Raw genomic sequence first — 11485 nt, forward strand, 5'->3', positions numbered from 1 at the left:
GCGGGCGGGAGCGCGGTATGCCGAAGTGGCAGTCGGTGATCATCAACCTGATGGCGGTCGCCATGGTGATCGGCGCCTTCACGTCGATTCCCTGGTTCATCGGGCCGCAGTTGCCGATGCTGAACCGGCTGGTCGTGCAGGGCTGGGCGACGGTGTTCGTGCTGGGCTGGATCGCGATGCTGTTCCGGCCCGTGCCGCCCTCGGGCGTCGGCTTCAACGCCTGGCCGTTCTCCAGCCCCTTCGTCGTCTGGGGCGGCATCGTGCTCCTGTCGGGCGGCTTCTGGCTGTGGATGCCCCACGCGAGCGAGAGCGTGGTCCTGGCCTGCATCGTCTGCCAAGTCTGCACCGTCACGGTCTACATCATGACCACCATCCAGCCGCCGCCGAGCCGGGGCCGGCTGCCGCTGGCGCCGCTCGCGTTGCCGGTCTCGATCGGCCTCTACCTGATGGTCCATCCGACCCGGTACTCGGCGGCGCTGGTGATCTTCGACGTGTCGTATGCCGTGACCATCATGATGCTGCAGCGGTTCGTGCAGAACGCGGTGGACGAGGCCTGGGCCGCGCGGCGGGCGGCCGAGACGGCGCTCGTGCAGGTGGCGGCCGAGCGCGACGCCAAGACCCGCTTCCTGGAGTCGGCCAGCCACGACCTCGGCCAGCCGCTGCAGGCGGCGCGTCTCTTCTTCGACCAGGTGCTGCGCAGTCCGACGACGGCGGCCCGGCAGACGGCGGCCCGCCGTGTGACCTGGGCCTTCGACGCCACCGAACAGCTCCTGCGCCGGATGCTGGAGCACCTGCGGCTGGAGTCGGGAGCGGTGGAGGCAAGGGTGGAGCGCGTGGCGGTCGGCCCGCTGATCGCGCGCGTCGTGGAGATGAACGAGCCCGCGGCCCGCCTCGCCCGCGTGGAGATCACCCCGATGACGAGCCGGCTCGAGGCGCTGGCCGATCCCGGGCTCCTGGAGCGCACGCTGGGCAACCTGATCGTGAACGCGCTGCGCCACGCCAAGGCCGGGCGCGTTCTGGTCGGCGCGCGGCGATGCGACGGGCGGATCCGCCTGTGGGTGCTCGACGACGGGGTCGGCATCCCCGCCGCCGACGCGCCGCGGCTGTTCGACGACTATGTGCAGGGCTCCAACCACGGGGACGAGGTGCGCGGCGGGTTCGGCCTGGGCCTGGCCTCGGCCCGGCGCATGACGCGGCTGATGGGCGGAGAAGTCGCCTACGAGGCGAGCTGGCGCAACGGCAGCGCGTTCTGGATTGAACTTCCGGCCGCCCCGGACAAAGCTGGCTGACGCGTTCCGCCTCGCGCGGTCGAGCAACTCCGCAGGAGCTGCGCGCGATCTGAGGGGGCCGCAGCGTCGATGCAATCCTGCCTCATCTGCGACGATCACGAGATGATGCGCGAGGCCCTGACCGGCGCGGTGGCGATCGGCTGGCCCGAGGCCGAGGTGGTGCAGGCGGCCGACTATCCGTCGGCGTGGGCGGCGGCGGCAAACGGGCCCGACCTGATCCTCAGCGACCTCGTCATGCCCGGCGCCACGCCGGTCGAGGGGATACGCCGGCTTTGCGAGGCGTCGCCGGGCACGCCGATCCTGGTGATCACCGGCAACGAGGACGACGCGGTCCTGCTGGACCTCATCAGGCTGGGCGTCGCCGGTTTCGCGCCGAAGACGTCGAAGAGCGCGGTGATCGAGGCGGCGATCCGGCTGGTCCTGGCGGGCGGGCGCTACCTGCCGCCGCGGCTGGCGGAACTCGCCACGCGCGGCGCCGCGCCGCCTTCCGCGCCGGCGGCGAGGCTCACGCCCGAGGGGTTCGCCGCGCGCCTCACCGACCGCCAGCTCGACGTCCTGCGCCTGATCGCTGGCGGCGGGTCCAACAAGGAGATCGCGCGCGACCTCGACCTGTCGCCGGCGACGATCAAGGCCCACACCGCCGCCGCCATAGCCGCGCTGGGCGCCGCCAACCGCACCGAAGCGGCGATGCGCGCCCGCGAGCTGGGGCTGATCTAGACCCTCGAAGCCCGGGTAGGTCCGGGTCCGGGAAGGCGAAGGTCTTAGGCGTCGGCGTCGCGCGCGCGCCGGGACGCGCTGATCCGCAGCAGGATCGCGCCCAGAAGCACCGACGCCAGCGAGCCCGCGACCACGCCCGCCCGCACCTGGGTCTGATGCGCGGCGTCGGCGTTGGGGAAGGCGAGCGCTCCGATGAACAGGCTCATGGTGAAGCCGACGCCGCACAGGGCCGAGACGCCGTAGAGTTCCAGCCACTTCGCGCCGGTGGGCCGCCGCGCCCACTTCAGCCCGATCGCCAGCGCCGCCGCGCCGAAGATGCCGATCTGCTTGCCGAAGAAGAGGCCCGCGGCGACCCCCAGGCTGACCGGTCCCAGCACCTCGCCGCCCTCGCCGCCCAGGGTGAAGCCCGCCGCCGTGAAGGCGAAGAGCGGCAGGATCAGGAAGGCGACGTAGGGGTGCAGCGCCTCCATCGTCTCGGCCAGCGCGCCCTGGCCGCCGGGCCGCTTCGGCTCCAGCGGGAAGCAGAAGGCGGCCGCGATGCCCGCCAGCGACGTGTTCACCCCGGACTCCAGCGTAAAGCCCCAGAGGAGCAGGCCGCCGACCGCCCAGAAGGCGTAGGGCGCGGCGCGCCAGCGGCCCATGGCGGCCAGCACCGCCGTCGTCACCGCCGCGCCCGCCAGCATCGGGAACCGCAACTCCGTCGTGTAGAGCGCCGCGATCAGCACCACGGCCACAAGGTCGTCGGCGATGGCCAGCGTCAGCAGGAACACCCTGAGCGTCGCCGGCAGCTTCGGCCCGGCCATGGCCAGCGCCGCGAGCGCGAAGGCGATGTCGGTGGCGGTCGGGATCGGCCAGCCTTCCATCCGCCCGCCGCCTGCGCTGTTGATCGCCAGGTAGATCAGGGCCGGCGCGAGGACGCCCCCCGCCGCCGCCAGGATCGGAAGCGCCAGCCGCCGCGGGTTCGAGAGCTCGCCGCGAAGGATCTCGTGCTTGATCTCCAGCCCGACGACGAAGAAGAAGATCGGCATCAGGGCCGTCTTGACCCAGCCCGAGAGGCTCATCTCCTGGACGAACGGACCCACCTGCACCGGCACCGCGGTGTGGGTCAGGGCGTCGTATGACCCGGCCCACGGCGAGTTGGCCCAGAGGATCGCTGCGAAGGCGGAAGCCGCGAGCAGGAGCCCGGAGCCCGTTTCCGTCTTCAGGAATTCGAGGGTGGATCGGGACGCCATCTACCCTGCCTACCAACTGGTCCCGGCCCGCTCTAGCGAAATCGGGCGGCGGCTCTAAGGTGCCCGGAACGACCCGGACATTCGAGGAAGCGCCATGAGATTGACCAAGCCGCGGATCGCGCCGCTCGCCGACCACGAGCTGACGCCCGACCAGGAAGAGGCGCTGAAGCCGGTCCGCAACGGGACCATGGGCGTGCTGAACATCTTCCGCACGCTGGCGCATTCGCCGAAGGCGCTCAGCCGGTTCAACGACTGGGGCGGCTACGTGCTGTCGCGCCGCAACGACCTGCCGGCCCGCGAGCGCGAGATCGTGATCCTGCGCATCGGCTATCTCTGCAAGAGCGGCTACGAGTTCACCCAGCACACGCGGATCGGCCTGCAGAGCGGCCTCACCGACGCCGAGATCGAGGCCATCAAGCGCGGCGCCGACGCGGGCTGGAAGCCGGCCGACGCGGTGCTCATCCGGGCCTCCGACGAACTCCACGCCGACCACTTCGTCACCGACGCGACGTGGGCCGAACTGCGGAAGCACTACACCGAGAAGCAGTGCATGGACCTGGTCTTCACCGTGGGCCAGTACACCCAGGTCTCGATGATCCTGAACACCTTCGGCGTGCAGCTCGACGAAGGCCAGACGCTCGATCCCGAGCTGAAGGGCTACTGACGTGACAGGCCGCCTCGAGGGCAAGGTCGCGGTGATCGTCGGCGCCGGCCAGACGCCGGGCGAGACGGTCGGCAACGGCCGCGCCATGGCGCTGCTGTTCGCCCGCGAGGGGGCGCAGGTCCTGTGCGTCGACCGCGTCGCCGAACGCGCCGAGGAGACCGCCGCCATGGTGGTCGAGGAGGGCGGCGCGGCCCAGGCCATCGGCGCCGACATCGCCAGGGCCGCCGACTGCAACCGCGTGGTCGAGGAGGCCAGGGCGCGGTTCGGCCGGCTGGACGTGCTGGTCAACAACGTCGGCATCGGCGGCGGCGACGGCCCCGCCCACCGGCTGGAGGAGGCGGCGTTCGACCGCATCCTCGCGGTCAACCTGAAGGGCATGTGGCTGACCATCAAGGCGGCGCTGCCGGTGATGCGCGAGCAGGGCGCGGGCTCGATCGTCAACATCTCGTCGCTGGCGGCCCGGGCGGGCGGCATCCAGCTCGCCTACGAGGTGTCCAAGGCCGGGGTGAACCGCCTGACCACCAGCGTCGCGCAGTCGAACGCCCGCTACGGCGTGCGCTGCAACGCCATCATGATGGGCTACATGGACACGCCCATGGCGGTGTCCGGCATCGCCCGGGCCAGCGGCCGCTCCACCGCCGAGGTCCGCGCCGAACGCGACGCCCGCGTGCCGCTGGGCGGCAAGATGGGCACGGGCTGGGACACCGCCTACGCAGCCCTCTTCCTCGCGTCCGACGAGGCCGGCTTCATCTCGGGCGCGATCCTGCCCGTGGACGGCGCCATGGGGGTGCGCATCGGATAGCGCCGGAACGGCCCTGCCGCTCTCCGCGTTCTCGGCGCCTGAGGGACGCGAGGAGAGAGCTGCGCCATGAATGGGATCATCTACCTGGTCGGCCTGGTGGTCGTCGTGCTGGCCGTTCTGGGCTTCCTGGGCATCCGCTAGTTGCCCCGGTGCGCGCCCCGCGGCTAGGTGCGGGGCATGCCGCCGTCCGCCGCCTACCGACCCGATCCGCAGTTCCCGGCGCTGGGGCCCGAGTTCTCGGATCCGGTGCGGGCCGCCGATTTCCCGCAGACGATCCTGCGGTTCCGCAACGACCGCGCCGCGGCGAGCGTGGGCCTCGACGGGCTGACCGACGAGGAATGGATCGCCCACTTCGGCCGCTTCCGGCCGCTGCCGGGCAACGTCGACCCGCCGGTGGCGCAGCGCTATCACGGCCACCAGTTCCGCACCTACAACCCCGATCTCGGCGACGGCCGCGGCTTCCTGTTCGCCCAGTTGCGGGAGGTGGGCACGGACCGGCTGCTCGATCTCGGGACCAAGGGCTCGGGGCCGACGCCATGGTCCCGGCAGGGCGATGGCCGCCTGACGCTGAAGGGCGGCGTGCGCGAGGTGCTGGCCACCGCCATGCTGGAGGCGCTGGGCGTGCCGACGTCGCGGTCGTTCTCGCTGATCGAGACCGGCGAGGCGCTGGTCCGTGGCGACGAGCCCAGTCCGACGCGCTCGGCGGTGCTGGTGCGGCTCAGCCACAGCCACGTCCGCTTCGGAACCTTCCAGCGCCACGCCTTCTTCGAGGCCAGGGACCGGGTGGCGGCCCTCGTCGACCATGTGATCGGCCTCTACTATCCGGACCTGGAAGGCCAGAACGACCGGCCGGCGGCGCTCCTCCAGGCAGTGGTCGGCAAGGCGGCGCGGCTCACGGCCCGCTGGATGAGCGCCGGCTTCGTCCATGGGGTGCTCAACACCGACAATATGAACATCACCGGCGAGAGCTTCGACTACGGGCCCTATCGGTTCCTGCCGCACTCGGACCCGAACTTCGTCGCGGCGTACTTCGACTCGGCCGGCCTCTACAGCTTCGGCCGCCAGCCCGAGGCGGTGTTCTGGAACCTCCAGCAGTTGGCCGGCTGCCTCAGTCTCGTCACCGACAGCGACCCGCTGGTCGATGCCCTGAACGGCTTCGGCCCCGCCTATCGCGCCGAGCTGATGGCGGCGATGCTCGCCCGCCTCGGCGTGCAGCCGAAGAGCGCCGAGGCGGACGCTGAGCTCGTCCAGGCGAGCTTCCAGGGCATGGCCGAGGGCGGCGAGCGGCTGCGCTGGGAGCCGTTCTTCTTCGACTGGTTCTGCGGCTCGGCGGATCGCGCGATGGCCGGCCCCCGCGCCGACCTCTATGCCGAGGAAGCGTTCGCCGCCTTCCGCGAGCGGATCGCCGCCTACACGCCCGACCGCCCCGAACGCCTGGCGCACGCCTACTTCGCCGGGGCCGAGCCCGAAGAACTGCTCTACGACCAGATCGAAGCGCTCTGGGCCTTCATCTCGGAGGCCGACGACTGGAGCGTCTTCCACGAGAAGCTCGCCCGCATCGAGACCGCGCGGGTCGCATACGCCCTCTGATCGCCATGGCCCGGCCTGTCGGGGCCACCCATTGGGCTGTGTCAGCGTTTCCGCGACGCCCACTGCGCCAGCACGATGCCGCCCAGCGTGATCGCGGCGCCCAGGCCCTGGAGGGGGCCGATGGCTTCGGCGAACAGGATCCAGCCCAGGATGGCCGCCACGACCGGCTGGATCAGCACCACGACCGACGCCGTGGACGTCGGCAGCCGGCCCATCGCCCAGGCGATGGAGCCCTGGCCGGTCACGTGCATCAGGCCCAGGCCCACGCAGGCGCCCCAGCCGATGGCGTCGGCGGGCAGCATCGGCTCGCGCAGCACGAGCGCGGCCAGCAACAGCAGCGGCGCGCCGACGAGGCCCACCCACAGCATCAGCGTGCTGGCGCCCTCGGTCTTGCGGCCCTCGGCCATGGCCAGGAAGTAGAGCGCGTACCAGAAGGCCGTGATCAGCGACAGCAGGTCGCCCAGCGGCTGGTTCTTCAGGCCGCCGCCGCCCTTCTCGATGGCCATCAGCCAGGCCCCGCCCACGGCCGCGAGGACCGCGGCCAGGAACAGCATCCGCGGGCGCTGCTTCAGGAAGATCCAGGCGAAGGCGGTGACGACGACCGGCGTCAGGTTCGACAGCACCGTGGCGTTGGTCACCGAGGTGTAGCGGATGCCGTAGTGCCAGAAGACGAGGTCGAAGAAGAAGAACACGCCGGCCAGCAGCGCCATCTTCGGCGGCGGCCCGAACCCGCCCGCGGACCGCAGCGTCATCAGCGCCAGCAGCGGCATGGCGAAGGCCAGCCGCCAGAACCCCGCGGCCGCCGGCCCCACGTGCGACAGCCGCACCAGGATCGCCGAGAGCCCGATGATGCATGCGCCCATCACCAGCACGGCCACCGCCTGCCAGCGCTCGTTCGGGGTCAGCTCCGGGGCGGCGGCGGCCTCAGCCAAAGCCCAGCTCCTTGCGAAGGTCGGCGGCGGTCATACCCTGTTCGCGCAGGGACCGCAGCGTCTCGGCCTTGTCGCGCTTGGCGAACCGCCTGCCGTCGGGGCCGACGAGCAGGGGGTGGTGGCGGTAGGCGGGCGTCGGCAGGCCGAGCAGCGCCTGCAGCAGCCGTTGCACATGGGTCGCCTCGAAGAGGTCGCGCCCGCGGATGACGTGGGTGATCCCCTGCAGGGCGTCGTCGACCGTGACCGCCAGGTGATAGGCCACGCCCACGTCCTTGCGCGCCAGGACCACGTCGCCGCCGAGCTCGGGCTGCGCGGCGACGCGGCCCTCGCCCTCGTCCAGGAAGTCGAGCCCGGCGAACCCGCCTAGCCTTCGCGAGGCCGCGTCGAGCGAGAGCCGCCAGGCGAACGCCTCCCCGGCCGCGAGCCTGCGCGCCTCCTCGTCCGGCGCGAGCGGCCCCCCGCGGAACACCTCCATCGGGCCGTGCGGCGCCGAGGCCATCGCCTCGGCCATCTCCCTCCGGGTCCTGAAGCAGCGGTAGAGGAGGCCGTCGGCCTCCAGGCGGGCCAGCGCGGCCAGGTAGTCGTCGGTGTGCTCGGACTGGCGGCGGACCGGCGTTTCCCAGTCCAGGCCCAGCCACGCCAGGTCCTCGTGGATCGCCGCCTCGAACTCGGGACGGCAGCGCGTGGCGTCGATGTCCTCGATGCGCAGCACGAAGCGGCCGCCGGCCGCGCGCGCCGCCTCGAACGCGGTCAGCGCCGAATAGGCGTGGCCCCTGTGCAGGTATCCGGTCGGGGAGGGCGCGAAGCGGGTGGCGAACACCCGCCGTGGCTTAGCAGTCGTGCGCCTGGGTGGGGAACAGGCCCATGTGCCTGAAGACGGCGTCGAGGAAGGCGCGTTCCCCGCCCAGCTCGTCCTTCAGGTGCTGGAACTGCTTGAAGCCGGCCATCTCGGCCAGGCCGTGCGCGCCGCACCAGGCCGCGACGGTGGCGAGTTCCAGGTGGGTCTCGGCGCTCGGGTCCGCGCCGTGCTCGATCATGGTGTCGCGCACCATGCAGTAGGCGTTGCCGTTTTCGGGATTGGCGTCCTCCACGTCCATCGGGAGGGCCTCCTTGTCGCGGGCCGCGTCGTACATCACGCGGTAGAGCGCCGGATAGTCGCGGGCGAAGCAGACGTAGGCGATGCCGAGCGCGGTGAGATGCTGGCTGCGGTCGGTGCGCGCCTTGGCCTCGATCATCGCGAGCTGGAGCATCTCCCACCCCTCGTGGGCGACGGCGTCGAGCAGCTCGGCCTTGTCCTTGAAGTGGTGGTAGGGCGCCGCGGGGCTCACGCCCGCCTCGCGCGCCACGGCGCGGAGCGAGAGCGCGCTCGGACCTTCCGCCTCCAGCACGCGTCGCGCGGCCTCCACGAGGGCGCGCCTCAGGTCACCATGATGGTACGGGCGGGATTCGACGCTTTTAGCTTCGCTCATGGCATTACCATAAATTCACATCTGAGCGCTGTACAGATGCCATTGACGGTCCTGGTCGCCGCTCCTATCTGAGCGCTGTTCAAATAAGAAACGGCCCCGCTCCCCCGGGGTTCCAACTGAAAGGTGTGTGTCATGTCTCTCGCAAACTTCGAACGGCTCTTCGACCGTCTGGCGCCTTCGTTCCTGCTGTTCCTCGGCGCCGTCGCGGCCGTGGCCACCGCGGGGCTCGGCGCCTGAGGACTCCCCTCCTCGAGGTCGAAAACGACAGGAGGGGCCCGACGAGGGCCCCTTTTTCGTCGGCCTCCGTCAGGACCCCGGCGCATGTGCGGTTCTGCATAGCCGTCCGGCGAAATCGCTGATCTGTGCAGTGTTCAGATAGTGTTATCCATTGCTCGTCCAGAAGGACATCCCCGCTCCCCCGGGGACCCACAGACGAAACAAACTGAAGGTGTGTGTCATGTCTCTCGCGAAGTTCGACCGGTTCGTTCCGACCTTCCTGCTCTTCCTCGGCTTCGTGGCCGCGGGCGGCACGGTCGGCCTGGGCATCTGAGCCCCCATCCCGGCAGGAACCGAGGAGGGGCCCTTCGGGGCCTCTTTTCGTTTGGGCGGTCGCCTGCCCAGCATTACGAAAATGTATAGCGAAGTGGCGATATCAACCATCTAGACACTGCTCAGATATGTGCTATCTGAACATCGTCCGGATGGACGAGGGGGCCCGGATCGGCCGGGCCCATGGAGAGAAAGGAAAGTACGATGTCGCATCTCATGAACAGGATGCTCGACATGGTCGTGACCTACGCGGTGCTGGGCCTGACCCTGACCGTCGCCGGCGCCACCGTCGTTCTCGGCGCCTGACATATGCGCCGCGCATAGAGCCTCGCCCGTCCTCGCGATCGGGCGAGGCCATCCGCAAGCTCTGTCAAACCGCCCAAGGGCCCCGTCGTCGTAGAGTTGTCTCCGAATCGGGCCTATAGATTCCTCAGTCACGTCGATTTCCGTCACTGGGGTGCTGTCTTCAGTCAAACGTCGATCGCCATAACCGCCATCAGGCGCGCCCGGAGGCCCTGCCATGCAGGTGCTTAAGGCTCCGCCCTCGGGATGGCCCTGTCTCGTGCTCAACGCCGACTTCCGGCCGCTGTCGTACTATCCGCTGTCGCTGTGGCCGTGGCAGGAAGTGATCAAGGCGGTCTTCCTCGACCGCGTGGACGTCGTCTCGACCTACGATCAGGAAGTCCACTCGCCGTCGTTCGCGATGAAGCTGCCCAGCGTGGTGTCGCTGAAGAGCTACGTCGCCCAGGACCGGCCGCCGGCCTTCACCCGCTTCAACCTCTTCCTGCGCGACAGCTTCTCCTGCCAGTACTGCCGCGCGGGCGAGGACCTGACGTTCGACCATGTGATCCCCCGCTCCCGCGGCGGGCGCACGACCTGGGAGAACATCGTCACCGCCTGCGCGCGCTGCAACCTGCAGAAGGGCGGCCGCACGCCGCACGAGGCGCACATGCACCCGCGCCTGAAGCCCCGGCGGCCCAGCGCCTACGAGCTGCAGGAGCGGGGGCGGAAGTTCCCGCCGCACCACCTGCACGAAAGCTGGCTCGACTACCTCTATTGGGACATCGAGCTGGAGGCATAAGGTCGGCCCCATGCGCCTGATCGACGAGGCCGAGGTCCGCGCCCGGCTCACCTACGATGTTGCCATCCCGATCGTCCGCAAGGCGATGATCGCGTTCTCGGCCGGCGAGACGCGGCAACTGCTGCGCTCGATCATCCCGCTGGCCGAGGGCCGGCTGTTCGGGATCATGCCGGGCGCCCTGGGCGAACGCGCGGTGTTCGGCGCCAAGCTGATCAGCGTCTATCCCGACAACTTCGCGCGGGGGCGGCCGTCGCACCAGGGCGTGGTGGCGCTGTTCGACTACGAGAGCGGCGCGCCCGTCTGCGTGGCGCATGCGGGCGCGATCACGGCGATCCGCACGGCGGCGGCCAGCGCCGCGGCCACCGACGCCCTGGCGCGGCCCGAGGCGTCGCGCCTGGCCCTCCTGGGGTACGGCGAGCAGGCCGTGACCCACGTCCGGGCCATCTCCAAGGTGAGGAAGCTCTCGGCGATCACGGTCTGGGGCCGCTCGGCCGAAGGCGCCGCGAAGTTCGCCGCCCACGTCGGGCCCGAGGCCGGCGTGCCGGTGACCGTTGCGGAAACGGCCGAGGCCGCGGTGGGGGAGGCCGATATCGTCTGCACGCTCACCCCGTCGCGCGAGCCGATCCTGGCGGGCGACTGGATCCGGCCAGGCACGCACGTGAACCTCGTGGGCGCGGGGGTGGCGAGCCAGCTCGAGGCCGACGCCATCCTCGTGGCCAGGTCCCGCTTCATCGCCGACAGCCGCGAGGGCGTGCTGGCGCAGGGCGGCGAGTTCCTGCGCGCCAGGGCCGCCGGCGTCGTCGACGACGACCACATCGCGGGCGAGATCGGGCAGGTGCTGGCCGGGACCCTGCCGGGCCGCCAGAGCCCCGAGCAGGTCACGGTCTACAAGTCCCTGGGCCATGTGGTGCAGGACCTCGCCGCCGCCGAGGCCCTCTTCGCCGCGGACTAGTGTGCTGGATCTGAAGTTCGCCTGCTTCCGGGTCGGAGCGCCGAGCGAACTTCAGATCCAAAAAGCACACTAGAGCATGATCTGGCGAGATTGAATCTGGGATTCCGGTGTTGGACGGATCATGATTCAAGATCTGGGCTGGGCGGGAGGCCAGCCTGGATGGTTCGAGCCTATTCGAGCGATCTTCGGGATCGGGTGGTTTCGGCGG

Annotated in this window: 11 protein-coding genes; 7 read left to right on the forward strand and 4 right to left on the reverse strand. The window is 70.5% G+C overall.

The genetic code is table 11. The features are described from left to right. Positions 1-1289 (forward strand): HAMP domain-containing sensor histidine kinase (locus JNL41_RS17800; protein WP_293477273.1); only part of this gene is annotated, 1289 nt, incomplete at its 5' end. Between the two features lie 69 nt (positions 1290-1358). After that, on the forward strand, positions 1359-2006 hold the full coding sequence (locus JNL41_RS17805) for a response regulator transcription factor (RefSeq protein ID WP_293477275.1): 648 nt from the start codon (positions 1359-1361) through the stop codon (positions 2004-2006). Between the two features lie 44 nt (positions 2007-2050). Here the strand turns inward: JNL41_RS17805 and nhaA are convergent, their stop codons facing one another. Beyond that, positions 2051-3238: a Na+/H+ antiporter NhaA gene (gene nhaA / locus JNL41_RS17810; protein WP_293477277.1), complete on the reverse strand. Its 1188-nt coding sequence runs from the start codon at positions 3236-3238 to the stop codon at positions 2051-2053. A gap of 94 nt (positions 3239-3332) precedes the next feature. Here nhaA and JNL41_RS17815 point away from each other — a divergent pair, with 94 nt between their 5' ends. From JNL41_RS17815 to JNL41_RS17825, 3 genes are all read left to right on the forward strand, one after another. Continuing rightward, complete coding sequence (locus tag JNL41_RS17815; protein ID WP_293477279.1) at positions 3333-3902, forward strand: carboxymuconolactone decarboxylase family protein; 570 nt, start codon at positions 3333-3335, stop codon at positions 3900-3902. 1 nt (position 3903) lies between these two features. After that, positions 3904-4704: an SDR family NAD(P)-dependent oxidoreductase gene (locus JNL41_RS17820; RefSeq protein ID WP_293477280.1), complete on the forward strand. Its 801-nt coding sequence runs from the start codon at positions 3904-3906 to the stop codon at positions 4702-4704. Between the two features lie 177 nt (positions 4705-4881). Next, positions 4882-6294, forward strand: coding sequence for a protein adenylyltransferase SelO (locus JNL41_RS17825; RefSeq protein ID WP_293477281.1), 1413 nt, complete (start codon positions 4882-4884; stop codon positions 6292-6294). A gap of 41 nt (positions 6295-6335) precedes the next feature. Here the strand turns inward: JNL41_RS17825 and JNL41_RS17830 are convergent, their stop codons facing one another. The 3 genes from JNL41_RS17830 to JNL41_RS17840 are packed head-to-tail and all read right to left on the reverse strand — an operon-like array spanning position 6336 to position 8695. After that, a complete protein-coding gene (locus JNL41_RS17830) occupies positions 6336-7226 on the reverse strand; it encodes a DMT family transporter (protein ID WP_293477283.1) in 891 nt (296 codons plus the stop codon). Then, positions 7219-8046 carry a tRNA glutamyl-Q(34) synthetase GluQRS gene (gene gluQRS / locus JNL41_RS17835; RefSeq protein WP_293477285.1) on the reverse strand — a complete coding sequence of 276 codons (828 nt, stop codon included), beginning with the start codon at positions 8044-8046 and terminating at the stop codon, positions 7219-7221. Before gluQRS ends, JNL41_RS17830 begins: the two co-directional genes overlap by 8 nt. Positions 8047-8056: 10 nt before the next feature. Beyond that, a complete protein-coding gene (locus JNL41_RS17840; protein WP_293477287.1) occupies positions 8057-8695 on the reverse strand; it encodes a TetR/AcrR family transcriptional regulator in 639 nt (212 codons plus the stop codon). A gap of 1069 nt (positions 8696-9764) precedes the next feature. On the opposite strand from JNL41_RS17840, the gene JNL41_RS17845 reads away from it, so the two are divergent. Further along, on the forward strand, positions 9765-10325 hold the full coding sequence (locus JNL41_RS17845) for an HNH endonuclease (protein ID WP_293477288.1): 561 nt from the start codon (positions 9765-9767) through the stop codon (positions 10323-10325). Between the two features lie 10 nt (positions 10326-10335). Further along, positions 10336-11277 (forward strand): ornithine cyclodeaminase family protein, encoded by a 942-nt coding sequence (locus JNL41_RS17850; RefSeq protein ID WP_293477290.1) that lies wholly within the window; start codon positions 10336-10338, stop codon positions 11275-11277. The last annotated feature ends 208 nt before the right edge of the window (positions 11278-11485 follow it).

It is taken from the genome of Phenylobacterium sp., assembly GCF_016793285.1.
GTDB lineage: Bacteria > Pseudomonadota > Alphaproteobacteria > Caulobacterales > Caulobacteraceae > Phenylobacterium.

Coding starts and splice junctions, on each gene's coding strand:
- JNL41_RS17845 (WP_293477288.1), top strand. CDS start 9,765: ATGCAGGTGCTTAAGGCTCCGCCCTCGGGATGGCCCTGTCTCGTGCTC.
- JNL41_RS17840 (WP_293477287.1), bottom strand. CDS start 8,695: ATGAGCGAAGCTAAAAGCGTCGAATCCCGCCCGTACCATCATGGTGAC.
- JNL41_RS17815 (WP_293477279.1), top strand. CDS start 3,333: ATGAGATTGACCAAGCCGCGGATCGCGCCGCTCGCCGACCACGAGCTG.
- JNL41_RS17850 (WP_293477290.1), top strand. CDS start 10,336: ATGCGCCTGATCGACGAGGCCGAGGTCCGCGCCCGGCTCACCTACGAT.
- JNL41_RS17805 (WP_293477275.1), top strand. CDS start 1,359: ATGCAATCCTGCCTCATCTGCGACGATCACGAGATGATGCGCGAGGCC.
- nhaA (WP_293477277.1), bottom strand. CDS start 3,238: ATGGCGTCCCGATCCACCCTCGAATTCCTGAAGACGGAAACGGGCTCC.
- JNL41_RS17825 (WP_293477281.1), top strand. CDS start 4,882: ATGCCGCCGTCCGCCGCCTACCGACCCGATCCGCAGTTCCCGGCGCTG.